Raw genomic sequence first — 23,969 nt, 5'->3', positions numbered from 1 at the left:
TTGAAATATATGATTAATAAACTGATTCAAAAGCTAATACCTTCAAGTGCTGTGAGTATGTCTGAAGCCGTTGATTTGCAGGCAAAAGAAGATGGTTGGCTACTATCTAAGTCAAGTGATGAGCTGTTACAAGACGTCAATAGAAGGCAGCTTATTAGGCAGCTTTGGGATCTAACTTCATTAACGCACGAATCATTTGAGTTGCATGTGGAGCAACCTATCCGTCGGCTTGCCGAAATAGTGCAATTATTACCGGCATCAGCTAATCATCATCATTGTTACCCTGGTGGTTTGATAGATCATGTGCTTGAAGTCGCTATATATGCTTTAAAAATACGCAGGAACAGGTTGTTACCACCAGGAGGTAAGTCTGAGGAGCAGTCCAAAGTAGCAGAAATATGGACCGCCGCTATCATCTATGGTGCACTTTTACATGATATTGGAAAAATTGCGTTTGATATGAGAGTGCAGGCTATCGATGGTACTGACTTATGTCTGATTCATGGAAATATACCCTTTGGAACTCAGTATACCATTTCATATGTGAAGGGCAGAGATTACCAAGTTCACGGCGTTTCTGGTTTGCTATTTTTTACCAGAATTTTAACCCAAGTGAATATCGACTGGATTCGATCTGAAGTAGATGTCTTTAATCAATTGGTTATGGAATTGTCCGGCCATCATGATAAGTCTGGTGTGATTGGTGAAATTGTAAAAAAGGCAGATAAAGCCAGCGTAAGTAAGTTCATGGGAGGTAATCCTAAAATCGCAATAGAGCAAAACATTGTTTCACTTCAAGGGAAGCTGATCACTGGACTACGTTATATAGTAAATAATCGACTAAAACTTAATGAGAAGGGTGCAAGTTGCTTTGTTACAGGTGATGCTGTTTGGCTTGTTAGTAAAACAGTAGCAAATGAATTGCGGTCATATTTACTTGAGCTTGGCTATAGTAGTGTGCCTTCGAGCAATCCAATTTTGTTTGATGAAATGCAAAGTTGTGGATTGCTTCAGCCTAACTTGCAAAAAAAAGCTGTATGGAAGTGTAAAATATCAATTGATGAATGGTCGGTCTCCTTGACATGTGTAAAGGTTCATCCTTCAGTTTTGTGGCCAAATGGTGACTTAAGCGATTTATTTAAAGGTGATGTTACAATCGAAGATAATCAGTATATTGAGTCTGACAATTCTAATCCGCAAGATCAAGTTATTTTAGATAGCTCTGAAGAATTAAAATGCGAAGATAAAAATATAATTAAGCCCGAGGTATCATTGCACTCATCTAGCTATCTGGATGTATTTGACGACCTTGATATTTCTAGTGCTAATGTGAATTATTGTGATGGATCTGAAGAAGATTTAAATAATTCTATATCTTATAAAAATGAATCTATTGATACTTTTGAAGTGGATGTGTCTTTAGGGAAGCAGTTTCTTGAATGGGTATTTAGCAGTATTAATTCTAAAAAATTAATTATTAATGATGCAAGGTCATTCGCCCATACGGTAGATGATACCTTATTCATTGTTAGTCCTAAGGCATTCAAAAGATTTAGTCTTGAGAAGTATGGTGATGACAATGCATGGAAAGATATCCAGAAATCCTTCCAGAGATGTAAAGTTCACCAGAAGAGTGAGGACGCAATGAATATATTTAAGGTGAATGTACAGGGGCCTAAGAGAAGCTCAGTAATCCAGGGGTACCTACTCAGGAAAGAGTGTAATCAAGTTAGTTTTTTGTATAATAATCCCTTTCTAGAGCTGAAAAGGGATTGATGAAATGGATGACAAAGTGACTTTTGATGAGCTGATCGAGCTGTACACTCTTGAAAAAAATCTACGGAGTAGTAGTAATAAACTTTTTATATCAATTGTATCTAGGTTTTCTATAACTATTGATGCTGTATACCCTGATGATGTTGATAGGCAGGCGGTTTTATTATGGAGGAAGGATTTTTTGAAAAAAATAAAACCCGCAACTATAAATTCATATATTGCATATCTTAATAGTTTTTATAAATTTGGAATTAAAAATAACTATTTGAAAAGTAAATTTAGCCCATTTGAGGGCTTGAGCGTTAAAGCCCCTATTAGTAATGATAGAAGATTGAGTGATAAAAAAATTAATAGAATTTTTAAATTCATAGATGATAATGATGTTTTATTTAATAGGGATCCTTCGTGGTTTTGGAAGACTGTAGTAATGGTTTTTTATCACACAGGTATGAGGGTTTCACAGCTTATAGGTCTGAACAATCAAGATGTGGATTTGGTTGATGGTTGGATTAGATTAAGAGCAGAGCATTCAAAAAATTATCTTGAATACAAAGTTCCAATTAGTGATGATTTGAATCGTGTGCTTGTAGACTATATTTCAAAAAGAAAACGCATAGCAAATCAATTTTTTAATATTCACGAAAATAGGCTTAAGTTTGATCCAAAGCGTAAAGATTATATGAATTCAGATGATGTTTTTTATGCATTTGGGCTGTTGTCAAAAAGTGTTGGTTTTAGGGTAACAAGTCATATGTTTAGACATACTTTAGCCTCAGATATAATTAAAAGTAGTGGTAATGTGGTTTATGCACAAAGACTTCTAGGTCATTTGAGTGTTCAAACAACCACTAGATATATACATCTCGATACTGAGGATTTAAAGGAAACCTTAAATGACTGTAGAAAGTAAGCCCTACTTAAGCTGAGTTTTGCGCTACCGATTTTAGCTCAACTTTATAGATTGTTGCTATCGCTTCGTTCTGTGAAGCGATAGCTTATGGACTATGTGCTGAGTTGTTATGTTGTATAATCAGTATCAGAAAGTTGCTGCGAATCCAAAAAAGCCATACATAGTTGTATTAATATCTAGCTTAATCTATACTCATGATAGTTCGGCCAAAAGTGTAAGTTCTAATTGTTGTATTACACTTCTTATCACTCTGTTGATAGGTCTAAGATCTATCTTGCATCTCTGCACTTCCCTGATTATCTGCTATTATACCGGCCTTGTTTTTTTGCTGGAAATGTCGAGCTATGTTGGGCCAGATACGTATTGTCATGATTCATACCACGCACCCGGGCAATATCGGTGGGGTGGCGCGTGCCATGCAGAATATGGGATTAACGGATTTGTGTCTGGTTGCGCCTAAGCGCTTTCCTGATCCGGAAGCGGACGCGCGTGCCTCTGGGGCCACGGATCTTCTGGCCTCTGCTAAGGTTGTTGAGACGTTAGACGAGGCGTTGGACGGGTGTCATCTTGTGGTGGGCACCAGTGCGCGTGATCGACATATTCCCTGGCCTGTGATTACACCGCGGCAAATGGCGTCGGTGGCATGTGACTTGCAACCGGGTAAGCGGATGGCCATTTTGTTCGGTCGTGAAGACCGGGGTTTGACTAATGATGAGTTGCATCGCTGTCATCATCATGTGCATATACCCACTAATCCTGATTTTAGTTCGTTGAATGTCGCTGCAGCGGTGCAGGTGATTGCTTATGAATTGCGTATCGCCAGTCTTGAAAGCGAGCCAGGGCTGTTACCGCAATGGGGGACGGCCTGGGATATTGATCTGGCTGATGCGCGTGAAACTGAGTTGTTGTTTGAGCATCTGGAGAAGACCCTGGTTGGCGTCGAGTTTCTTGATCCGGATAATCCGCGCCAGTTGATGACGCGGCTGCGTCGGCTGTTTCTGCGAGCCGTTCCGGACAGGGTTGAGGTGAATGTGATGCGTGGCTTCCTAAGTGCTATTGATAAGGTGCTGGCAAGAAATCCCCGGATGAAGGGTGAGGAGAAAAACGATGTTTGAACGGTTGAAGGAAGATGTGCGCTCGGTGTTTGACCGAGACCCGGCGGCACGTAATTTTCTGGAAGTGATTACTAACTATCCGGGCTTGCATGCTGTTTGGTGGCACCGAATGGCCAATGCTTTGTGGCGACGTAATTTTAAGTGGCTGGCGCGTATGGTGTCGAATTTTGCCCGTTGGACAACCGGTATTGAGATACATCCGGGTGCGCAGATAGGTCGGCGTTTTTTTATAGATCATGGTATGGGTGTGGTCATAGGTGAGACTGCCGAAGTGGGTGATGATGTCACCCTCTATCAGGGGGTGACGCTCGGTGGTACCAGTTGGAATAAGGGGAAGCGTCATCCAACCCTGGAGAATAATGTCATTGTCGGTGCGGGTGCGAAAATACTGGGGCCTTTCACCGTAGGGGCGGGGGCTAAAGTGGGTTCTAATGCGGTGGTGACCAAAGCGGTACCGGCTGGCGCTACTGTAGTGGGTATACCGGGCCGTATCGTCAAGCGTGCAGACGATGACCGGGAGGGTAGTAGTGATGAACAGCGTCGGAAAATGGCCGATAAAGTCGGCTTTGATGCCTATGGTGTCACCAATGAAGTCTCCGACCCGGTAGCTCATGCCATTGGTTGCATGCTGGATCACCTGCAAGCTATGGATAAGCGCATGGATAAGATGGGTAATGTGCTGTGTGATATGCGTCCGGAGTACTGTGATGAGCAGTTGCCGGAGTTGAAAAAAGAGGATTTTGAAGGCGCTGTAGAAGAGGAATCAAAGCCCTGAAAAAATTGTGATCGATACAGTGATCCGAAGCCTGAGTAAAATAGTAGGATATATAGTTGACTATTTATGTTGGTTTTAGCATAATCCCTACATTCTGTAAGCGATGTGAGGTGAGAAATGCGGTTAACAACTAAAGGACGTTATGCGGTGACAGCCATGTTGGATCTGGCACTGCATGAAGGTAAAGGGCCAATCAGCCTGGCGGATATATCAGAACGACAGGGGATCTCTCTGTCTTATCTGGAGCAGTTATTTGCCAAGCTGAGACGTAATGAACTTGTCAGCAGTGTACGTGGACCGGGCGGTGGCTATCAATTGAAGCGCTCTCAGCGTGATATTAATGTTGCCGAAGTGATCGATGCTGTCAATGAGAATGTTGATGCTACCGGCTGCAACAAGCGCGGAGACTGCCAGTCAGGCGAGGTGTGTCTGACGCATCACCTTTGGTGTGATCTGAGTGATCAGATTCATACTTTTTTGAATGGCATAACACTGGCTGATCTGGTGGAACGCCAGGATGTTAAAGATGTGTCTCAGCGTCAGGATGGTCGACACACTGAGCAGATGATTGCCAGTGACATACATGTTAGCTAACGGACTCTGAATTTAACTTTGTCAGTGAAGGTGTAATGAGAAAGCCGGTGTATCTTGATTATGCGGCCTCGACTCCCGTAGACCCTCGGGTTGCCGAGAAAATGATGGCCTGCCTGACGTTGGATGGAAATTTTGCTAATCCGGCTTCCCGGTCGCATATATACGGCTGGAAAGCTGAGGAAGCGGTGGAAACAGCGCGTCAGCAGGTGGCTGAATTGGTTAATGCCGATCCACGTGAAATTGTCTGGACCTCGGGAGCAACCGAGTCCAACAATCTGGCATTAAAAGGAGCTGCGCATCAGCATCGGCGCAAGGGGCAGCACCTAATCAGTTCAGTGATTGAGCATAAAGCCGTCATAGATACGCTGCGCCATTTAGAGTCAGAGGGTTACGAGGTTACCTGGTTAGCTCCTGATTCTAACGGTTTGATTCAGCCGGATCAGGTGGCAGCCGCCATCCGTGAAGACACACTGTTGGTCAGCATCATGCAGGTCAACAATGAGATCGGCACAATTAACGATATTGCCGCAATAGGTCATATCTGTCGTGAGCGTGGGGTGTTGTTTCATGTTGATGCCGCGCAGAGTCTGGGTAAATTGCCTATCGATCTGCGCGAGTTGCCGGTGGATCTGATGTCCTTCTCAGCCCACAAACTGTATGGGCCCAAGGGCGTCGGTGCACTCTATGTTCGCCAGCAGCCTCGGGTTCGCTTAGAGGCTCAGATACACGGTGGCGGGCATGAGCGGGGGATGCGCTCGGGTACGCTGGCGACACATCAATTGGTGGGTATGGGCGAGGCCGCCCGTCTGGCTGCTGAGTCTATGGCAGAAGAATCCGCACATATTCAAGGAATCAGAACACGTTTTCTTGAGGGTGTCAGGGACTTGCCGGGTATCCATGTGCATGGTTCATTAACACAGCGAGTTGCAGGTAACCTGAATCTCGGTGTTGAGCAGGCTGATGGTGAGTTGTTACTGATGGCGCTGAAAGATCTGGCTATATCGACAGGTTCGGCCTGTACGTCGGCCAGTCTTGAACCCAGTTATGTGCTGAAGGCTATAGGTGTTCCAGATGCGTTGGCACATGCCTCCCTGCGGATCAGCTTTGGTCGTTTTACCACAGTAGAAGAAGTCGATTTTGCCGTTGCCCATTTCCGGCAGGTGGTGAGTAAATTGGTCAGTATCACCGCCTGACCGTGGTTAGCGAGAATTAGAGGTAGGGTTATGTCTGAACAGGTTGAGCAGTTAATTAACAAAGAGTACGCGGCAGGTTTTCATACGGATGTCGAGTCTGAAACCTTGCCTCCCGGGTTGAATGAGGATGTCGTTCGCTTTATTTCTGCCAAGAAAAACGAGCCGGAATGGATGCTGGAGTGGCGTCTTAAGGCTTACCGGGCCTGGCTGACGATGAAAGAGCCGGAGTGGGCGCATGTGCATTATCCGACTATCGATTTTCAGTCGATCTCCTATTTTTCAGCACCTAAAAGCCTGGCTGACCGGCCGCAGAGTCTGGATGAAGTTGATCCCGACCTGATTGAAACCTACAACAAGCTGGGTATTCCTCTGCATGAGCAGGAAATGCTGGCGGGTGTGGCTGTGGATGCGGTATTTGATTCTGTGTCTGTGGTGACCACCTTCCGGGCAAAACTGGAAGACGCCGGTGTGATTTTTTGCCCTATCAGTGAGGCGGTGCACAAGTACCCTGAGCTGGTGAAAAAATATATCGGCTCTGTCGTACCTCAGCGTGACAACTATTACGCTGCGCTTAACTCGGCGGTTTTCTCTGATGGCTCCTTTGTCTATATCCCCAAGGGGGTGCGTTGCCCGATGGAGTTATCGACTTATTTCCGCATTAACCAGATGAATACCGGGCAGTTTGAACGTACGCTGATCGTTGCCGAAGAAGGTTCTCACGTTAGTTATCTGGAAGGCTGTACGGCCCCTCAGCGTGATGAAAATCAGTTGCATGCGGCGGTTGTTGAGCTGGTTGCAATGGATAATGCTGAAATCAAATATTCTACCGTGCAAAACTGGTATCCCGGTGATGCGAACGGTAAGGGCGGGATCTATAACTTTGTCACCAAGCGTGGCATCTGTCATACCCGCGCCAAAATTTCCTGGACCCAGGTTGAAACGGGTTCTGCAGTCACCTGGAAGTACCCGAGCTGTATTCTTAAAGGGGATCACAGTATCGGTGAGTTTTACTCGGTTGCGTTGACCAATAACTATCAACAGGCCGATACCGGTACCAAGATGATCCATCTGGGTAAAAACACCCGCTCGACCATCATCTCCAAAGGGATCTCTGCTGGATACAGTCAGAATGCCTACCGTGGCCTGGTGCGTATGGGGCCAACCGCGGCCGGTGCGCGTAATTACACCCAGTGTGATTCGCTGCTGATTGGTGACCGTTGCGGCGCGCATACCTTCCCCTATATTGAAAGCTCGCATCCTTCGGCCATTGTCGAGCATGAAGCCACCACCTCTAAAGTGAGTGATGACCAGATGTTCCTGTGTCAGCAGCGCGGTCTGGATCCGGAAAAAGCGGTGTCGATGATCGTTAATGGCTTTTGTCGTGAGGTGTTCAAGCAGTTGCCGATGGAGTTTGCCGTAGAAGCCGGCAAGCTTTTGGAAGTCAGCCTGGAAGGTTCTGTCGGTTAAGCGATCCTCAGCCGTATACGTTAATGTTTTTGGAAGATACTATGTTAAATATCAGTAATTTATGTGCCTCTGTAGAAGATAAAGCCATCCTCCGTCAGTTATCGCTGGAGGTAAAGCCAGGAGAGATTCACGCCATTATGGGGCCCAATGGTGCCGGTAAAAGTACGCTGGGCAATGTATTGTCAGGGCGCCCCGGCTATGAGGCTACCTCCGGTAGCGTCACTTTTAAGGGGATGAATCTGCTCGATCTTGAGCCTGAAGTGCGGGCGCGTGAGGGACTGTTTCTGGCATTTCAGTATCCGGTGGAAATCCCGGGTGTCAGCAATATGGAGCTGCTCAAGGCGGCTGTCGATGCTCGCCGCGCACATACCGGACAGGAAGAGCTGTCAGCCATCGATTTTATGAAAATGGCGCGTGAAGCCAGCAAGGCTGTCGATCTGGACCCAAACTTCCTCAAGCGTGGCGTCAATGAGGGCTTCTCCGGTGGTGAGAAAAAACGTAATGAGATCATGCAGATGATGCTGATGGAACCGTCACTGTGCATTCTGGATGAAACTGACTCAGGTCTGGATATCGATGCCCTGCAGGTGGTCGCCCGTGGCGTCAACGCCATGCGTGCAGAGAACCGCAGTTTTATTGTTGTGACCCACTATCAGCGTCTGCTGGATTTCATCGTGCCGGATTATGTGCATGTACTGGCTAACGGTCGCATCGTTAAATCGGGTGACAAGTCACTGGCGCTGGAACTGGAAGCCAAGGGTTACAGCTGGCTCGAAAACGAGGTGGCGTGATGACTTCTGAGTTTCAGCAACAGGCAATATCGCTGGCAGCTAGCCAGCCGTTTCCGGCTTGGTTGGGTCAAGTAAGAGAGCAGGGCAGTCAACTGTGGCAGGATTTGCCCTGGCCGACACGTAAAACCGAAGCCTGGCGCTATACCTCTCTTCTACCGATTGAAAATGCACAGTGGCAGTTGGCGTCTCAGGCAAAGCTGGATTCTACTGATGGGCTTATCGAACTGGATGCCTATCGCCTGGTGTTTGTGAATGGTCGCTTCGATGCTGCTTTGTCTTCAAGCCTGCCTGCCGAAGTGGTGCGTTTTTCCGCCGCAGATAGCGAACAGCAGGCACTGATCAATGAACATCTGAATAGCATTGCTGATCAGCGTAAACACCTGTTTGCGGCACTCAATAGCAGTTGGCTTGAAGAAGGTGTTTTACTGCATGTGCAGGCCAATCAGCGCCTGGATAAGCCGGTGTATATCGTGCATGCAACCGATACGCCGTCAGCCGAAGTGGTTAACAGCCGTTTACTGGTGGTGTTGGAAAGTGGCGCTGAAGCGCAAGTGCTGGAGCATTTCTTTAGCATGAAAGACCAGGAAAAAGGCTGGGTAAATTCCACCACTGAGCTGGTCCTGAAAGCCAATGCCTCACTAAGCCATCATCGTATTAACCTGGAATCTGAGCAGTCACTGCATACCGGTGGTGTGCATGTCAGTCTGGACGCCGATGCGCGTTTGCTGGGATTCACCCTGGCGACTGGCAGTCGTCTGAAACGCATTGATTACCATGTGTTTCATCAGGGCAGTGGCGCTGATTTGCAGCTTAATGGCATCTATCTGCCACGCAATAATCAACGTATTGATTACCACACCAATGTTGAGCACTGTGTCCCTAACTGTACCACCACGGAAGTGTTCCGTGGGGTGATGTCGGATAGCTCAAAAGCGGTTTTTAATGGCCGTATCCATATTCATAAGGATGCCCAGAAAACCCTGGCACAGTTAAGCAACCGCAATCTGCTTACCTCAGATCGGGCCCAGGTCAATACCAAGCCTGAGCTGGAAATTTATGCGGATGATGTGCGCTGTGCGCATGGAGCAACTGTCAGTCAGCTGAATGATGAATCGCTGTTTTACCTGACCAGTCGCGGTATTTCTGAAGCAGAAGCGCGGGTAATGCTGAGCTTTGGTTTCGTTAACGAGCTGGTAGAGAACCTGACCCTGGAGCCCCTGAAACTCTGGCTGCGTCCACGTCTGGCAAAGTTGTTTGGCCAGGATGGACAACTGACACGGCATATTATTCATGACTGAACAACGTAAACCCTTTGATGTTGACACTGTGCGGGCTGACTTTCCTATCCTGCAACAGCAGGTGAATGGTCATCCTCTGGTCTACCTGGATAATGGCGCCACGACACAGAAGCCTCAGGCGGTGATTGATGCGCTGGTGCACTACTACACCTGTGACAACAGTAATGTACACCGGGGCGCACATACCCTGAGTGATCGTGCTACCGAGGGCTTTGAACAGGCGCGCTTGGCGGTGGCGGCGTTTATCAATGCACCGGAAGCGCGTGAAGTGATCTGGACACGCGGTACCACCGAAGGCATTAATCTGGTCGCCGCCAGTTGGGGGCGTCAGCATCTTCAGGCTGGGGACAGAGTGTTGGTTTCGATGATGGAGCATCATTCCAATATTGTGCCCTGGCAGTTAATTGCGGCTGACAAAGGTGCGCAGGTAGAGGCGATTCCCGTCACAGCATCAGGCGAAATCGATATGCTGGCATTCGAAAGTATGCTGGATGAGCGCGTCAAGATGGTCTCTGTCGGGCATGTATCCAACGCCCTCGGCAGTATCAATCCGGTGCGTGAGATAGCCCGGTTGGCTCATGCAGTGGGGGCGCTGGTGATGATTGATGGAGCTCAGGCGATCAGTCACTGGATGACGGATGTACAGGCTTTGGAGTGTGATTTTTACGCCTTTTCCGGGCATAAACTGTTTGGCCCGACTGGTATTGGTGCTCTCTGGGGACGTGCTGAACTGTTGGAAGCTATGCCGCCCTGGCACGGTGGCGGCGAAATGATTGAAGATGTCAGCTTTGCAGGCACGACGTTTAACAAGATTCCTTTCAAGTTTGAAGCTGGTACACCCAATATTGCCGATGCCATAGGTCTGGCCGCGGCCATTAGCTATCTCAACAGTCTCGACAAAGCGGGCATGATCGCGCATGAGCAGGCTCTGATGCAGTATGCTCAGCAGCGTGCTGAGGCGTTCGAAGGAATGCGTTTGGTGGGTACAGCGCAGAACCGCATCTGTGTGATGAGTTTTGTGCTTGAGGGGATACACGCCGCTGATATCGGTATGTTGCTCGACCAGCAGGGCATCGCTGTGCGTACCGGAAATCACTGCGCCCAGCCAGTGATGGAGCATCTGGGTCTGGATGGTACGGTCAGGGCAAGTTTTAGTTTTTACAATACGCTGGCTGAGGTGGATCGTTTGTTCGATGGTCTGGCCAAGGCACGCGAATTCCTACTCTGAATTACAGGTGGAGGTTAATTTATGTCGGTAGAACGTTTTGATCCGTCGACTCAGACAGTAACGGTACTTCCAGCTGCCCTTGAGCATTTTCGCAAACAACTGAGCGCTCAGCAGAATGCTCAGGCTATCCGCTTGAGTGTGAAACCCAGCGGTTGTTCTGGTTTTATGTATGTCCTTGATCTGGTTGAAGCCGGGCAACAGGAAGACCTCAAACTGCAGGTGGAAGATGTGACGCTGCTGATTGATAAGTCCAGCCTGGCGATTGTCAGTGGCTCAGAAATTGATTATGTGCGTGAAGGTATTAATCGCCAGATTAAATTTATCAATCCCAATGCCACCAGCGAATGCGGTTGTGGTGAAAGTTTTACGGTGAATGAATAATGGAAAGACGCATGGTTGTGACTCAGACTGACTGTCCGGCGCGTATTGTTCCGGCAGGCACGCCTGTGACCATTCCCAAGGATACCTTTGTCACTATCACCCAGTCCCTTGGCGGCAACTATACGCTGACCTGGCATGGACAGATGGTGCGTGTGGATGGTACCGATGCGGCGGCGCTGGGACTGGAAGCGGAAAAGCTGTCCTTCCCGCCCGCGGAAACGGATGAAATTGTCGAAACTCAGGTCTGGGACGCACTGCGGACTATTTATGATCCGGAAATTCCGGTAGATCTGGTGAATCTGGGGCTGATTTATTCGGTCCGTATTGATCAGCAGGCACACAGGGTTGATATCGACATGACGCTGACAGCACCGGGTTGTGGTATGGGGCCGGTACTAGTGGGTGATGTCGAATACCGGGTGGCCAAAGTCCCTAATGTTGAAACGGTTAAGGTTGAGTTGATATTTGATCCGCCCTGGCAACGCGATATGATGAGCGAAGAGGCGCAACTCGCTACCGGTATGTTCTACTGAAAGAGATAACAGACAGCTGATGAAAACTTTTGGAACCGATATAACCACCGACGATATAATCGACACCCTGTCTTTTTTTGATAGCTGGGAAGATCGTTATCGTTACATCATCGATCTAGGCAAAGAGCTTCCGCCTATGGATAAGGCACAGCAGACCGAAGCCAATCAGGTCAAGGGATGCCAGAGTCTGGTGTGGTTGTCTGAGCGCCTGAAGGATGACAAACTCTATTTTGAAGCCGATAGCAATTCGCATATTGTGCGTGGACTGCTGGCGGTGGTTCTGGCGGCCTACAATGCCAAAACCCCGGCTGAGATTCAGCACTTTGATATCGAAGGCTATTTTGAAGCATTGAATCTGATAAAACACCTCAGTCCAAGTCGTGGTAATGGGCTGAAGTCCATGGTGGCCCGGATTCGGGAGACCGCTGCGCGTATGTCGGCGATGGCGTAACTCTGTCTATCCTGCATTAACTATCCGTCTCGTTTTGCTTTAGTGTGTAGGCAAATGCGATGACTTCGGCAATCGCTTTGTAGAGTGTTTCCGGGATTTCGTCACCTAACTCCAGCCTGATCAGTACTTCAAGCAATTCCGGGTTCTCGTGAATATGTACATCATGTTCACGCGCCAGCGCCAGGATCTGTTCGGCGATCAGGCCTTTGCCCTTGGCAACAATTTTGGGCGCTGTCCCTTTCTGTTGATCATATTTCAGGGCGACGGCCTGGGTGTCGAGTTCGGATTTTTTCATCAGGTATGCACGTCTACTAAGCGTTTCTGCAACGGAGTGAGCTCCGGATTAGCCATTTTTCCCAGTCTGGCATTGAGCGGCGACACATCAAACCCCTTGCGCTTCAAATCACCTTCGAAACCATTCAGGCGTTCGCGCAGACGCCCAAGTGTTTCGGGCTTTTCCACCCAAAAGCTGGCGCTGAGTTGGAAGTTATCTTGCAGATTGATATCGGCATCGATAGAGCCGTCTTCCTCCAGTTCGAAGTGCAGGCGTACGCTCCAAAGGGTGACAAAGTTGCCCTGTTCATCCCGGCGACGGTGTTCGGTAATGCGCAGCTCGGCATTGTCGAATTTCTTATCCTGCTGGATTGGCAGGTCCAGTCGGAAGTGGCGTTCCTGACCGCCATCGGGCAGGTCCTTCCAGCCTTGCAGGCTGCTGATCTGTTGAGCCGTTGAGCGGGCAAGCAGTGAATTGATTAGTTGTGTCAGTTGTTCGCGGGCCTGAGGCGGGAGCTGATCGGCCAGTTTAAGCAGTTGCCCGAGTTGTTGTTTTAAGTCGGGTGGCGGCGCACGCTCACCGCTGGCTCGGTTCAGTCCGGCCTCACTCAGCAGTCCCCCTTGCTGTAGATTACGGGCAATCGCCTTATCGGCATCGGCTGAGCCAGGTTTTACGCTGAAAAGCCCCAGCATTGACTGAATTAACTGATTTAACGCACTGTTTTGCTTCACTCCCTGGCGCTCACTGATTTGCATCAACTGGTTTAGACCATCAGCCAGTGGCAATTGTACCGGTAACACTTCGCGTAGCGCTTGTTGCATGATGGCCTGAATGCCGGGCTGTTGTGACAAGGGTAAGGCGGGTTGGGTAATCTGCAGGCGTAACAGTCCCTGGTCATTGCGGCTGACTTCAACCTGTTGGCCTGCCTGTATAGGGCGAGGGCTGACCAGATCGATAGCCTGTCCGGCTACCAGAACACGCACCGGATACCCTTGTGGTCTGGAGGCTGTTTCGGCCTGGCCGAGCGCATTGACTAAGGGGGTGGTAGGTGTGGTGAGTGGTGGGGCCGTGGCGGCTTGTGGAGCGCCAGAAGCGGGAGGTGCTGACGATTGACCGGGTGTTGTTGTCGCTGGAGGTAGAGGGGCTGGTTGAACATTGGCTTGTGTCGGCTGCTGTCCACTAGTCTGAAGCGGGAGTGGTTGGCTGGTTATAGTCGCTGCCAATGCATTTGCACCCGCTACTGCAGCTGGTAATGCAGCCGCTGGAGAGGTTGGCGAGCCGAATGTTGCCGCAGCCGATGCTGCTGTAGCGGCTGCCGTTGCGGCGCTGCCAGCGGGTGCTGATGTGCCAGGTGCTGTGTTGCTGGCCGAGGTATTACTGCTGGCACTGGATGCGGGAGCTGTCGTTGCTGGTACGGTGCTGGTCGCGGACGCGCTGCTGGCTGGGGTAGCACTGGTAGCCGTTGCCGGTGTAGCTGTGGCCGGTGTGGTGCTGGCGGGGCTGCCGCTGGTTGTGGGTGCTGTAGTTGCGGGCGCCGTGTTGGTCGGGTTACCGCTAGTACTGGGTGTCGCTGCAGCCGGAGATGTGTTACCGCCACTCCCCGGTGTTGCCGTGGCGGGTGTGCTGCCTGGCAGTGGTGCTGTTTGCGCTGCAACAGCGGGCTGTGAAATGACCACCCCGCGAACCGGTTGATTTAAAGGTAGACTGTTGGCCTGGCTGAGTGATCCGGCGGTGATACGCAGCAAAAAAGCTTCAGCCGCCGCTCTGGCCTGGGCCGGTGCATTCTGGGCATTGCCAGCCCCCGATTGCCCGGGCATTTGTGCTGCAGAAGATTGCCCTGTGTTGATTGGCAGACGCAGTTGTAGATTACCTTCCGTGTCACGGCTGAGGATAACCTGACTGCCTTGAGGTAATGGGCGCTGGGTAGTCAGTTCCAGGGTTCGATTGCCGCTTTGCAACTGGACAGTGAACTGTCCAGGCTGTGCCGGATTCTGTGATACACGCTGAACGGTCGCACTGGCTTCCTTGCCGGCAGGCAGCATTCGGGCAATATCTGTCCCTCGACCAGTTTGACTGGCTTCATTGCTGACATGGTTAGCACGTATGTTCAGGTATGATTGCACAGTCTTCCCCGGTAAACCTCTAACATGACTGACTCTAACAGTTTATAATAATAGTTATGTTTATATCGGCGGTAATACAGATTTTTTCAGTGTTATTGCTGATTCAGTATATTTTTCATGACAGGGTGATTTGTGGCTGACCCGCTTCTTCAGGTGGTAGACCTCTTCTGCGAACGTGATGACCGAGTTTTGTTCGATGGATTATGCTTCAGTGTGTTTCCTGGCGAAATCTTGCAGGTCGAAGGTCAGAATGGTAGTGGCAAGACAACACTGTTGCGTATTCTGAGTGGTCTGTCACGGCATTATGAAGGGCAGATCCTTTGGCGTGGTGAGCCGGTTGCCCGGCAGGTAGACGCATTTCGGCGTCAACTCTTGTATTTCGGTCATCAGCCAGGTGTTAAAGCGATACTGACAGCGGAAGAGAATTTGCGCTGGTACGCGGCATTGGATCCAGGTATTGATCTACAGCAAATCACTCCGGCGCTTGATGCGGTAGGCTTGAAAGGGTTTGAAGATATACCCTGTCACATGCTCTCGGCCGGACAGAATCGACGGGTCAACCTGGCTCGCTTATACCTCAGTCGGGCACCTTTGTGGATTTTGGATGAGCCTTTTACGGCAATCGATAAAAAAGGGGTTGCTGCAAAAGAAGCACTGCTGGTAGAACATGCAGCGCGGGGTGGCACAGTGATGCTGACCACTCACCATGAGCTGGATTTGAGTCGGCATGTTCGTCGTATCAATCTGGATGAATTGTCGGGAACTAAATGCGCATGATAGACACAAATCCTCAGCGATTGGCTGCATTACAAACTGACAGTGAAACTGATTACAGCCTGGCAAAAATTTTTTTCGCTACGTTAAAGCGTGAGATGCAACTGGCATTGCGCCGACGCAGTGATCTGGTTAATCCACTGATCTTTTTTTTGATGGTCGCTACGCTGTTTCCGCTGGGAGTCAGTCCTGAGCCGACCTTGCTGGCAATATTGGCCCCTGGTGTGGTTTGGGTGGCGGCTTTACTGGCAACCTTGCTGGCGATGGATAGTCTGTTTCGTTCAGATTTTGAAGATGGATCGCTTGAACAGATATTGTTAAGCCCGCAACCTTTGTTTGTCGTGGTGTTAGGTAAAGTATTGGCGCATTGGATGATGACCGGTTTGCCGCTCACATTGATGGCGCCTTTATTGGGTGTGATGCTGTTTTTGCCGGCAGAGGGAATGCAGGGGTTAATGCTGAGTCTGCTGATCGGCACTCCGACTTTGAGTCTGGTGGGAGCAATAGGGGCGGCGCTAACAGTGGCTTTGCGTAAAGGTGGTGTGTTGATTTCATTGCTGGTGCTGCCCTTGTATATACCGGTACTAATCTTTGGTACGGCGGCTGTTGAGGCTGCCTTGACGGGTCTGCCGGTCGGTGGGCATCTGGCTTTACTGGGCGCGTTGCTGGCACTGGGGTTGGCTTTAGCGCCACTGGCCATTGCAGCTGCATTACGAATTTCGGTGAGTGGATAAAGAGAAAATTATGGCAGGAAAAAACCTGATGCCGCGCTGGTTTTATCAGTTGGCTTCACCACGCTGGTGTTACCAGATTACCGGAAAGCTATTACCGGGGTTTGCAATCGCTGCAGTCATACTGATTGTGGGCGGAGTGATCTGGGGGCTGGCCTTTGCGCCACCGGATTATCAGCAGGGTAATAGTTTCCGGATTATCTATTTACATGTGCCGACCGCTTACATGGCGCAGTCCACTTATATGACGATGGCGATTGCCGGAGCTATAGGTCTGATCTGGAAAATGAAGGTGGCTGATATGGTCGCCAAATCCTGTGCACCTATCGGGGCTTCATTAGCTGTGTTGGCACTGATTACTGGCGCAATCTGGGGTAAGCCTACTTGGGGCTCCTGGTGGGTTTGGGATGCCAGACTAACGTCTATGCTGATCCTGCTTTTTTTATATTTAGGCGTTATGGCACTGAACTCTGCCATAGAAAGTGAGTCTACCGCTGCACAATCTACGGCTGTATTAGCGTTGGTTGGATTAGTGAATATACCAATCATCAAGTATTCAGTGGACTGGTGGAATACATTACACCAGCCCGCCACGTTTAGCATAACGGAAAAACCAGCTATGCAAGCGGAAATGTGGGTGCCTTTGCTGATCCTGGTGATAGGTTTCTACTGTTTTTTTGCCGTTGTACTGATGATGCGCTTACGTAATGAAATCATCCGTCGGGAGCGCCGCACCGGTTGGGTTCGTGAATTATTGCTGCAGCAAAGGGGTTGATGTGAGTTTCGATAGCTTTTCTGATTTTCTCGCCATGGGCGGGCATGGGCTGTATGTCTGGAGTAGCTACGCCTTGGGTCTTGTGGTCCTGCTGGCGAATGTGATTTCACCTATGATGACGCGAAAACGACTGTTCGCTGAACAGTTGCGTCGGATTCGCAGAGAGGAGACAAAATCATGAATGCACAACGCAAGCAACGCCTAACGATTGTGTTGATGATTGTATTTGGCGCCAGTGTCGCTGTCGGTCTGACGGCCTATGCGTTGAGTCAGAACATCAATCTGTTTTACTCCCCCAGCCAGATTTCCATGGGCGAGGCACCGGCTGATACGCGTATTCGTGCCGGAGGTATGGTGGTTGAGGGCAGTATCCTTCGTGACCCGGACAGTCTGAAGGTGGAATTTGATATTACTGATTATGCCCATACCACTCGAGTGGAATATGTGGGGATATTGCCTGATCTGTTCCGTGAAGGTCAGGGGATCGTTGCTCAGGGAATGCTAGATCAGGGTGGCCGTTTCGTAGCATCTGAAGTACTGGCAAAGCATGATGAAAATTACATGTCACCCGAGATAGCTGAAGCTCTGGCTGCATCGGGCAAAGCGCCAACCATGCCAGCCTCAGCCGGTAAGGAATACTAAGCATGATCCCTGAGTTAGGTACTTTTTCGACGATACTTGCTTTATGTTTGGCCTTGATGCTTGCCGTTGTGCCGTTGACTGGCACTTACACTGGCAACAAACTCTGGATTGATTATGCCAGGCCTTTGGCTAAGGGAGTATTTTTCTTCCTGACCCTGGCGATGTTGCTGTTGGCCTATTCATTTCAGTTGGATGACTTCTCGGTCGTTTATGTGGCTCACAGTTCTAATATCAACTTGCCCTGGTATTACAAGGTCAGCGCGATCTGGGGTGGCCATGAAGGATCATTGTTACTGTGGGTGTGGATACAATCCTTCTGGACCCTGGCTGTAGCGATCAAGAGTAAAGACCTGCCTCTGGATATTATGGGGCGTGTATTGGCGGTTATGGGGATGATCTCTGCTGCCTTTTTACTGTTTATCTTATTCACTTCCAGTCCCTTTGAGCGCTTCCTGCCCAATGCACCGATGCAAGGTGCGGACCTTAATCCCTTGTTGCAGGATTTTGGTCTGATCATCCATCCACCGGCTTTGTACATGGGCTATGTGGGTCTATCAGTGGCTTTCTCATTTGCCATAGCGGCGTTGTTGAGTGGTCGACTTGATGCGGCCTGGGCACGCTGGTCACGTCCCTGGACCAATGTCGCCTGGGCATTTCTGACGCTGGGGATCGCGCTGGGTAGTTGGTGGGCTTACTACGAACTCGGCTGGGGAGGCTGGTGGTTCTGGGACCCAGTGGAAAATGCATCATTAATGCCCTGGTTGGTGGCTACTGCCCTTGTTCACAGTCTGGCTGTTACTGAAAAGCGCGGGGTGTTCAAAAGCTGGACAGTGTTGCTGGCGATTTCCGCTTTCTGTTTGAGTTTGCTGGGGACCTTCCTGGTGCGTTCCGGTGTATTAACTTCGGTACATGCCTTTGCCACAGATCCTGAGCGCGGTATCTTCATTTTAGGTATGTTGGTGTTTGTCATCGGTGGTTCGCTGCTGTTGTACGCCATTCGGGCCGGTTCGGTAAAAAGTGAGTCATCTTTTGCGCTCTCATCACGTGAAAGCTTTCTGCTGGTAAACAATATTCTCTTTACCGTAGCCTGTGCCACGGTATTGATTGGCACCCTCTATCCGCTGGTGATGGATGCGCTGGGTATGGGCAAAATTTCAGTAGGGCCTCCTTACTTCAATGCCTTGTTTGTGCCGCTGATGTCTCTGATGGTGATTTTCCTCGGCATTGCCTCTGTGAGTCGCTGGAAAGAAACCTCGGTTTCCCTGCTGCTATCAAAACTCTGGTTGCCCGCCGTGCTGGCTGTGATTGCTGGTTTTGCGACCAACTGGTTGTATAGTGGCTCGCTGGATTTTTGGGTGGTATTGGCCTTTGTACTGAGTTACTGGATCGTGTTCACCTGGGGGCTTGAGTTTGTCGGTCGTCTGCGCAGGCGCAAAGGGCTGCTAAGTGGGTTGAGCAAGCAGTCACGTAGCTACTATGGCATGTTGCTTGGGCATGTGGGTGTAGCCGTTACTGTGGTAGGTATTGCGATGGTTACCGTATTTGTTGAGCATCGTGATGCGCGAATGGCGCCGGGTGATACCTTGGAATTCCGCGATTACACCTTTATTTTTGATGGTGCACGCAAGGTGGAGGGGCCAAACTATACCTCGGATATGGCGCGTGTCAGAGTTCTTTATGACGGTAAGCCTTATCGGGAAATGTTTCCGGAAAAGCGTATGTACAACGCCAGGGGCATGGTAATGACACAGGTCGCGCTTGATCCGGGTCTGTTCCGCGATCTTTATGTTGCCATGGGCGAGGAGCTGGAAAACGGTGCCTGGGCCCTCAGACTGCAGTTTAAACCCTTTGTTCGCTGGATCTGGTTGGGCGCCTTGCTGATGACAGCCGGTGGCCTACTGGCAGCGAGTGATCCGCGTTATCGTAAGCAGGCACGCAGGGATGCGGCTGCACGACAGACTGTCACGGAGTAACTATGCGTAAATTAATGGTGTTTGTTCCCTTCGTTGCCTTTCTTGTGTTGGGTTTTTTTCTGTACAAGGGGTTGTTTATGGATCCCACAAAACTGCCTTCTGCATTGATTGACCGGCCACTTCCAGAATTTGCCCTGCCGTCTCTTTATGAACCGGAGCAAATACTGACTCAGGATGATTTAAAAGGTGAAATTGCGTTGTTGAATGTCTGGGCAACCTGGTGCGCTACCTGTAAAGAAGAGCATGAACAACTAAATAAAATTGGCCTGGAAGAAGGTATCCCCATCTACGGATTGAACTACAAGGATGATCCGCAGCTGGCGCGTGACTGGTTGCAGCGTTACAACGACCCTTATAGCAAGGTGATCGTTGATCGTGAAGGGCGCTTAGGCCTGGATCTGGGGGTTTATGGTGCACCGGAAACTTATATTCTGGATCGTGCAGGTGTGATTCGCTATCGCCATGTTGGTGAAGTGAACGAGAAGGTCTGGCAGCAACTCAAGGGACTGATGGATACCATTGCGGCTGAGGAGGGGGCATGAGTGTGCGATTAAGCTTGTTTGCATTGCTGCTTCTGCTGTTGTGTACCGGTGCTCAGGCCTCATTTGAAACTTACGAGTTCTCATCTGCTGAGAATGAAATGCGTTATTTCAATCTGTCTAAGGAGTTGCGTTGTCCGACCTGTCAGAATCAGAATATATCCGACTCTGATGCGCCGTTGGCAGCCGATCTGCGCCGTGAACTGCACCGGATGATTGAAGCTGGTTATGATGATGAGAAAATTCTGGACTTCATGGTCAGCCGTTTTGGTGAATTTGTTCACTACCGTCCCCGTGTTACTCCTGATACTTACCTCCTTTGGTTCGGGCCATTTGTACTGCTGTTGGGTGGTTTTGGTGTGGTCTGGTTGGTGGCAAGAAACAGACGGCTAAGACGCCTGACGGTTGATGTTGATGCGACGGTGGATTTACCCGCTCAGTCTGAAGTCAATACCAAATTTTCAGATGAATTGACCTCTGAACAGCGCTCGCGCCTGAATAAATTACTGCAACAGGATAAGAATTTATGACGTTACTCTGGCTGGGCATCGGTGTTTTGACACTGATTGCTGTTGTTATCGTGTTCTGGCCTTTGCTGAAAAGTCGTCGAGAGCGGCCTGCTGCAGAAGAAACTGAAGCGGACAGAACAGCCCAGAATGTGGCTATTTTCCGGGAACGCCTGGCTGAGCTGGAAAAAGAACTGGATGCCGGTACGCTGACTGAGAGTGCTTTTATCGAGTTAAAAACTGAGTTAGAAAAAAACCTGCTGATTGACGCAGATGAAAAGCGTCCTGTCACGCCAGCGATGAGGGTGGGGCAGTCTCAGTTAGTTACCATTACGCTGATTGCGCTGTTGGTGCCGACCTTCTCATTCGGGCTTTATGCCTACCTGGGTCGTGCTGATGATGTCGCCAGTAAAATGGCCATGGATGTCTGGCAGCAGGCTCCTGGACAAGATGATATCTCCATTGAGGAAGCCATCGCACAGCTCGAAGATGAGCTGGAACAACGCCCTGAGAACGCGGAAGGCTGGTACCTGCTGGCTACCACACGGATGAATATGAATCAGTATGCTGTTGCAGTTGATGCCTTCAGGAAGTCACTCACGCATTTACCTGAGTCGGCTCCTGAGTTTCCGATGGTGATGGGTCAATTGGCACAGGCTATGTTTTTCGCCAATCAGGGTGAAATGAATGAAGAGGTTATGGCGCAGGTGGATGCCACCCTTCGACTCGATGCAAATGAGTTGACCGCCCTGGGTCTGTTGGGGATTGCTGCATTTGAAGCGCAAGACTATCAAACCGCCATTATGCATTGGCAAAAAGCGCTTCGGGCCGCCGATGGGCAGGCCGCGCAGTCGCTGCAAACTGGTATAGCTCGGGCCAAAGCGCAACTGGAAGCGCAGGGTGTGGTTATAGAAGAGGTTGCCGAAGGCCCTGGAGTGCGTCTGCAGCTCGATCTAGACGACGCATTGATGACGGAGGTCCGTGGGGACCAGTTGATCTTTGTGTATGCCCGTGCTCCGGGTGAACGCATGCCGATTACTGTTGAAAGGTTACAGGTTTCACAACTGCCTGCCGATGTTTTTCTCAGTGCAGCCAACTCGATGGTTGAGGGTAGAAATCTGGCCGATTTTGAAAATGTCGATATAGTGGCGCGTATCAGTGTATCTGGTAGAGCAGAACAACAGCCGGGTGACTTTAAAGGTGAGCTCAGCAATGTTAAAGTGACAGATGGTGATGAGTCTGTCAGGCTGACCATCAGTGAACGGGTTGAGTAACCTTAACACTATTTATAATCAGAGTTGTAACTTGGGAACCGCTTGAATCATGGAGATCAGTCTTCGCGAATGGCTTATCATCGGCGCTATTTTTGTCATCGCCCTGATTCTTTTTGACGGTTGGCGCCGCATCCGTGCCAACCGTAACCGTCTGCGTATCGATATTGACAAAACCTTGTCTGAGATAGGTGAGACCAGCCATCATAACCCTGAGTTGCCGAATGGCGGTGCACGGGTTCGTTCAGCCGTTGATGAGCCGTCCCTGACAGCATCTGGATATAGTGACTTGCAGGCAGAGGTCCAGGATCAACCGGTTATCAAAACAACTAATTTAGAGCCCGAGTCCAAACCTAAATCCAAACCTGATACCCTCGATGTCGGTATTACTGGGTTAAAAACACCAAAACCGCAAGAATCACAACAGTCTCAAAAACCACCGGCGTTTCGTGCCAGTGCCGACGATATGGTTGATGAGCAGGCTCCGGCGTCAGATAGCATAGATATTCCCATGCTCAATGATATTAATCCTGCTGAACTTCAGGAGGGTATGATTGATGAGTTTGATTTGCCTACTGAGACAAAACCAGCCGCATTCAGTGCCTATGAGGATGATACGGATCATTTGCAGCCACCTCTGCCTGTTGAACCTGAACCTGAACCTGAACCTGAACCTGAACCTGAACCTGCCGCTGACGCTGACGCTGACGCTGAGCAGTATGAGTGGGATCCTGAGCTGGAGCGCCAGTTTGATAGCTTTGATGAGCCGGAAGACCTGTTGGCACCCCGGACAATGGTTGAACCTGAGCCAGAAATAGAACGAGATCCAGAACCAGAACCAGAATTCCTGGCTCCAGAGGATACAATCAGCCCGCCTGAAGATAGCAAAGCGGACTATTCCGGTTTGGATCCGTTGTTTGATGATATACCCTCAGATCGCTTTGATGATCCTACTTCGGATCAGGCATCTACCCAGTCGAATCTCTACCTTGATCTGGATCTGGAACAGCCGATTCATCAGATTATGGCTAGCAAAGCCGCGGCTAAAAACTCAGTTAAAGACGACAGTAAAGACACCAGCAAAGATTATAGCCGTCGGGTAGCGGAAAAACCGCGTCGCCGCCAGGCTGAGAACCCCAGCTTTACGCTACCTCTGGATGAACCTGAGGATGACCTGTTGTCAGATATGGGACTTTCTGCGCTGGAATCCGAATTTGAAACTCGGCAGGAAGCTGAACCGCCCTCTAAGCCGAAAGAGCAAGCGCCTAGAACATCAGCGCCCAGCACACCTGCAAGACCTGATAATCGCGCGGCAGAATCCCGGACGACCAGCTCGGCAGCCTCTAAATCGGCGGCGGCTGCGGCTCGTAAAGCACTCACTGATATGCCGGATCCAGACGAAGTGCTGGTAATCACAGTGGTCGGTCGTGATCGTCAGAAACTGCCAGGTGCACCTTTGCAAAAGGTGGTAGAGGCCTGTGGTATGGAGTTCGGTGATATGTCGATCTATCACCGTTTTGAAGGCGATGCCGCGGCGTCATCTTTACAGTTCAGCATGGCCAATGCAGTCAATCCGGGTACCTTTGATCCGGATGCCATGGAAGAGCTGGAAACCCCCGCCGTGTCCTTTTTCATGTCGATGCGTGAACCGAAAGACCCGATGACAGCCTACGAGTGCATGCTGGCAACGGCTGAAACACTTGCCAAGCACCTGGACGGTGATCTGCTCGATGAAGACCGTTCGGTGATGCGTGAACAGACCAAAGAGCACTATCGTCAGCGTATCCGTGATTTCGAGATGCAGAGCCGTCGTCGAAAACTGGGTCGATAACCTCTAAGCCACAAGACA

Annotated in this window: 25 protein-coding genes; 23 read left to right on the top strand and 2 right to left on the bottom strand. The window is 49.8% G+C overall.

The window, feature by feature from the left end; genetic code table 11:
• Window positions 1–57: 57 nt before the first annotated feature.
• From mobH to F5I99_RS14460, 13 genes are all read left to right on the top strand, one after another.
• Window positions 58–1,776, top strand: coding sequence for a MobH family relaxase (gene mobH / locus F5I99_RS14520; RefSeq protein ID WP_191905862.1), 1,719 nt, complete (start codon window positions 58–60; stop codon window positions 1,774–1,776).
• Between the two features lie 4 nt (window positions 1,777–1,780).
• The gene (locus F5I99_RS14515; RefSeq protein WP_151057220.1) at window positions 1,781–2,686 is read left to right on the top strand and encodes a tyrosine-type recombinase/integrase; all 906 of its coding nucleotides are present in this window, start codon (window positions 1,781–1,783) and stop codon (window positions 2,684–2,686) included.
• Window positions 2,687–3,030: 344 nt separating this feature from the next.
• Window positions 3,031–3,801 carry an RNA methyltransferase gene (locus F5I99_RS14510; RefSeq protein ID WP_151057217.1) on the top strand — a complete coding sequence of 257 codons (771 nt, stop codon included), beginning with the start codon at window positions 3,031–3,033 and terminating at the stop codon, window positions 3,799–3,801.
• Entirely contained in the window at window positions 3,794–4,576 is a 783-nt protein-coding gene (cysE, locus tag F5I99_RS14505; RefSeq protein ID WP_151057215.1) for a serine O-acetyltransferase, read from the top strand. The genes F5I99_RS14510 and cysE overlap by 8 nt, the downstream gene beginning before the upstream one ends.
• A 117-nt stretch (window positions 4,577–4,693) precedes the next feature.
• Window positions 4,694–5,170 (top strand): Fe-S cluster assembly transcriptional regulator IscR, encoded by a 477-nt coding sequence (gene iscR / locus F5I99_RS14500; protein ID WP_151057213.1) that lies wholly within the window; start codon window positions 4,694–4,696, stop codon window positions 5,168–5,170.
• A gap of 35 nt (window positions 5,171–5,205) precedes the next feature.
• Window positions 5,206–6,363: an IscS subfamily cysteine desulfurase gene (locus F5I99_RS14495; protein WP_151057211.1), complete on the top strand. Its 1,158-nt coding sequence runs from the start codon at window positions 5,206–5,208 to the stop codon at window positions 6,361–6,363.
• A gap of 30 nt (window positions 6,364–6,393) precedes the next feature.
• Window positions 6,394–7,830: a Fe-S cluster assembly protein SufB gene (gene sufB, locus F5I99_RS14490; RefSeq protein ID WP_151057209.1), complete on the top strand. Its 1,437-nt coding sequence runs from the start codon at window positions 6,394–6,396 to the stop codon at window positions 7,828–7,830.
• Window positions 7,831–7,853: 23 nt separating this feature from the next.
• Window positions 7,854–8,621, top strand: a complete 768-nt coding sequence (gene sufC, locus F5I99_RS14485; RefSeq protein WP_407670305.1) for a Fe-S cluster assembly ATPase SufC — start codon at window positions 7,854–7,856, stop codon at window positions 8,619–8,621.
• Entirely contained in the window at window positions 8,621–9,919 is a 1,299-nt protein-coding gene (gene sufD, locus F5I99_RS14480) for a Fe-S cluster assembly protein SufD (RefSeq protein ID WP_151057206.1), read from the top strand. The genes sufC and sufD overlap by 1 nt, the downstream gene beginning before the upstream one ends.
• Entirely contained in the window at window positions 9,912–11,147 is a 1,236-nt protein-coding gene (locus F5I99_RS14475; protein WP_151057204.1) for a cysteine desulfurase, read from the top strand. Before sufD ends, F5I99_RS14475 begins: the two co-directional genes overlap by 8 nt.
• A 21-nt stretch (window positions 11,148–11,168) precedes the next feature.
• Window positions 11,169–11,528 (top strand): HesB/IscA family protein, encoded by a 360-nt coding sequence (locus tag F5I99_RS14470; RefSeq protein WP_151057202.1) that lies wholly within the window; start codon window positions 11,169–11,171, stop codon window positions 11,526–11,528.
• Window positions 11,528–12,061 carry a putative Fe-S cluster assembly protein SufT gene (gene sufT, locus F5I99_RS14465; RefSeq protein WP_191905861.1) on the top strand — a complete coding sequence of 178 codons (534 nt, stop codon included), beginning with the start codon at window positions 11,528–11,530 and terminating at the stop codon, window positions 12,059–12,061. Before F5I99_RS14470 ends, sufT begins: the two co-directional genes overlap by 1 nt.
• A 19-nt stretch (window positions 12,062–12,080) precedes the next feature.
• Window positions 12,081–12,512, top strand: coding sequence for a SufE family protein (locus tag F5I99_RS14460; RefSeq protein WP_151057200.1), 432 nt, complete (start codon window positions 12,081–12,083; stop codon window positions 12,510–12,512).
• 16 nt (window positions 12,513–12,528) lie between these two features.
• On the opposite strand, the gene F5I99_RS14455 is transcribed toward F5I99_RS14460, so the two are convergent.
• Both F5I99_RS14455 and fliK read right to left on the bottom strand, forming a co-directional pair.
• On the bottom strand, window positions 12,529–12,807 hold the full coding sequence (locus tag F5I99_RS14455; RefSeq protein WP_151057198.1) for an EscU/YscU/HrcU family type III secretion system export apparatus switch protein: 279 nt from the start codon (window positions 12,805–12,807) through the stop codon (window positions 12,529–12,531).
• Entirely contained in the window at window positions 12,807–14,909 is a 2,103-nt protein-coding gene (gene fliK, locus F5I99_RS14450) for a flagellar hook-length control protein FliK (RefSeq protein ID WP_151057196.1), read from the bottom strand. Before fliK ends, F5I99_RS14455 begins: the two co-directional genes overlap by 1 nt.
• A gap of 132 nt (window positions 14,910–15,041) precedes the next feature.
• Here fliK and ccmA point away from each other — a divergent pair, with 132 nt between their 5' ends.
• Genes ccmA through zipA form a run of 10 tightly spaced genes read left to right on the top strand, consistent with a single transcriptional unit; the run spans window position 15,042 to window position 23,951 of the window.
• Window positions 15,042–15,686, top strand: coding sequence for a cytochrome c biogenesis heme-transporting ATPase CcmA (gene ccmA, locus F5I99_RS14445; RefSeq protein ID WP_151057194.1), 645 nt, complete (start codon window positions 15,042–15,044; stop codon window positions 15,684–15,686).
• A complete protein-coding gene (ccmB, locus tag F5I99_RS14440; RefSeq protein WP_151057192.1) occupies window positions 15,683–16,417 on the top strand; it encodes a heme exporter protein CcmB in 735 nt (244 codons plus the stop codon). Before ccmA ends, ccmB begins: the two co-directional genes overlap by 4 nt.
• A gap of 10 nt (window positions 16,418–16,427) precedes the next feature.
• Window positions 16,428–17,189: a heme ABC transporter permease gene (locus F5I99_RS14435; protein ID WP_325062993.1), complete on the top strand. Its 762-nt coding sequence runs from the start codon at window positions 16,428–16,430 to the stop codon at window positions 17,187–17,189.
• Between the two features lies 1 nt (window position 17,190).
• The gene (ccmD, locus tag F5I99_RS14430) at window positions 17,191–17,370 is read left to right on the top strand and encodes a heme exporter protein CcmD (RefSeq protein WP_151057190.1); all 180 of its coding nucleotides are present in this window, start codon (window positions 17,191–17,193) and stop codon (window positions 17,368–17,370) included.
• Window positions 17,367–17,831, top strand: a complete 465-nt coding sequence (gene ccmE, locus F5I99_RS14425) for a cytochrome c maturation protein CcmE (RefSeq protein WP_151057188.1) — start codon at window positions 17,367–17,369, stop codon at window positions 17,829–17,831. Before ccmD ends, ccmE begins: the two co-directional genes overlap by 4 nt.
• Window positions 17,832–17,833: 2 nt before the next feature.
• Window positions 17,834–19,804, top strand: a complete 1,971-nt coding sequence (locus F5I99_RS14420) for a heme lyase CcmF/NrfE family subunit (RefSeq protein WP_151057186.1) — start codon at window positions 17,834–17,836, stop codon at window positions 19,802–19,804.
• Between the two features lie 2 nt (window positions 19,805–19,806).
• Entirely contained in the window at window positions 19,807–20,346 is a 540-nt protein-coding gene (locus F5I99_RS14415; RefSeq protein ID WP_151057184.1) for a DsbE family thiol:disulfide interchange protein, read from the top strand.
• Window positions 20,343–20,873 carry a cytochrome c-type biogenesis protein gene (locus F5I99_RS14410; protein WP_151057182.1) on the top strand — a complete coding sequence of 177 codons (531 nt, stop codon included), beginning with the start codon at window positions 20,343–20,345 and terminating at the stop codon, window positions 20,871–20,873. Before F5I99_RS14415 ends, F5I99_RS14410 begins: the two co-directional genes overlap by 4 nt.
• Window positions 20,870–22,123 carry a c-type cytochrome biogenesis protein CcmI gene (gene ccmI, locus F5I99_RS14405; protein ID WP_151057180.1) on the top strand — a complete coding sequence of 418 codons (1,254 nt, stop codon included), beginning with the start codon at window positions 20,870–20,872 and terminating at the stop codon, window positions 22,121–22,123. The genes F5I99_RS14410 and ccmI overlap by 4 nt, the downstream gene beginning before the upstream one ends.
• Window positions 22,124–22,172: 49 nt before the next feature.
• Window positions 22,173–23,951 (top strand): cell division protein ZipA, encoded by a 1,779-nt coding sequence (gene zipA / locus F5I99_RS14400; protein WP_151057178.1) that lies wholly within the window; start codon window positions 22,173–22,175, stop codon window positions 23,949–23,951.
• Window positions 23,952–23,969: the final 18 nt, after the last annotated feature.

Source organism: Nitrincola iocasae, assembly GCF_008727795.1.
In the GTDB taxonomy this organism is placed as follows: domain Bacteria; phylum Pseudomonadota; class Gammaproteobacteria; order Pseudomonadales; family Balneatricaceae; genus Nitrincola; species Nitrincola iocasae.
The sequence above is the reverse complement of the archived record's forward strand: the minus strand, read 5'-3'. Positions and strand labels throughout refer to the sequence as shown.

Excerpts from the sequence above, each read along its gene's own strand:
- mobH (WP_191905862.1), top strand. The coding sequence starts at position 58 with ATGTCTGAAGCCGTTGATTTGCAGGCAAAAGAAGATGGTTGGCTACTA.
- F5I99_RS14515 (WP_151057220.1), top strand. The coding sequence starts at position 1,781 with ATGGATGACAAAGTGACTTTTGATGAGCTGATCGAGCTGTACACTCTT.
- F5I99_RS14510 (WP_151057217.1), top strand. The coding sequence starts at position 3,031 with ATGTTGGGCCAGATACGTATTGTCATGATTCATACCACGCACCCGGGC.
- cysE (WP_151057215.1), top strand. The coding sequence starts at position 3,794 with ATGTTTGAACGGTTGAAGGAAGATGTGCGCTCGGTGTTTGACCGAGAC.
- iscR (WP_151057213.1), top strand. The coding sequence starts at position 4,694 with ATGCGGTTAACAACTAAAGGACGTTATGCGGTGACAGCCATGTTGGAT.
- F5I99_RS14495 (WP_151057211.1), top strand. The coding sequence starts at position 5,206 with ATGAGAAAGCCGGTGTATCTTGATTATGCGGCCTCGACTCCCGTAGAC.
- sufB (WP_151057209.1), top strand. The coding sequence starts at position 6,394 with ATGTCTGAACAGGTTGAGCAGTTAATTAACAAAGAGTACGCGGCAGGT.
- sufC (WP_407670305.1), top strand. The coding sequence starts at position 7,854 with ATGTTTTTGGAAGATACTATGTTAAATATCAGTAATTTATGTGCCTCT.
- sufD (WP_151057206.1), top strand. The coding sequence starts at position 8,621 with ATGACTTCTGAGTTTCAGCAACAGGCAATATCGCTGGCAGCTAGCCAG.
- F5I99_RS14475 (WP_151057204.1), top strand. The coding sequence starts at position 9,912 with ATGACTGAACAACGTAAACCCTTTGATGTTGACACTGTGCGGGCTGAC.
- F5I99_RS14470 (WP_151057202.1), top strand. The coding sequence starts at position 11,169 with ATGTCGGTAGAACGTTTTGATCCGTCGACTCAGACAGTAACGGTACTT.
- sufT (WP_191905861.1), top strand. The coding sequence starts at position 11,528 with ATGGAAAGACGCATGGTTGTGACTCAGACTGACTGTCCGGCGCGTATT.
- F5I99_RS14460 (WP_151057200.1), top strand. The coding sequence starts at position 12,081 with ATGAAAACTTTTGGAACCGATATAACCACCGACGATATAATCGACACC.
- F5I99_RS14455 (WP_151057198.1), bottom strand. The coding sequence starts at position 12,807 with ATGAAAAAATCCGAACTCGACACCCAGGCCGTCGCCCTGAAATATGAT.
- ccmB (WP_151057192.1), top strand. The coding sequence starts at position 15,683 with ATGATAGACACAAATCCTCAGCGATTGGCTGCATTACAAACTGACAGT.
- F5I99_RS14435 (WP_325062993.1), top strand. The coding sequence starts at position 16,428 with ATGGCAGGAAAAAACCTGATGCCGCGCTGGTTTTATCAGTTGGCTTCA.
- ccmE (WP_151057188.1), top strand. The coding sequence starts at position 17,367 with ATGAATGCACAACGCAAGCAACGCCTAACGATTGTGTTGATGATTGTA.
- F5I99_RS14420 (WP_151057186.1), top strand. The coding sequence starts at position 17,834 with ATGATCCCTGAGTTAGGTACTTTTTCGACGATACTTGCTTTATGTTTG.
- F5I99_RS14415 (WP_151057184.1), top strand. The coding sequence starts at position 19,807 with ATGCGTAAATTAATGGTGTTTGTTCCCTTCGTTGCCTTTCTTGTGTTG.
- F5I99_RS14410 (WP_151057182.1), top strand. The coding sequence starts at position 20,343 with ATGAGTGTGCGATTAAGCTTGTTTGCATTGCTGCTTCTGCTGTTGTGT.
- ccmI (WP_151057180.1), top strand. The coding sequence starts at position 20,870 with ATGACGTTACTCTGGCTGGGCATCGGTGTTTTGACACTGATTGCTGTT.
- zipA (WP_151057178.1), top strand. The coding sequence starts at position 22,173 with ATGGAGATCAGTCTTCGCGAATGGCTTATCATCGGCGCTATTTTTGTC.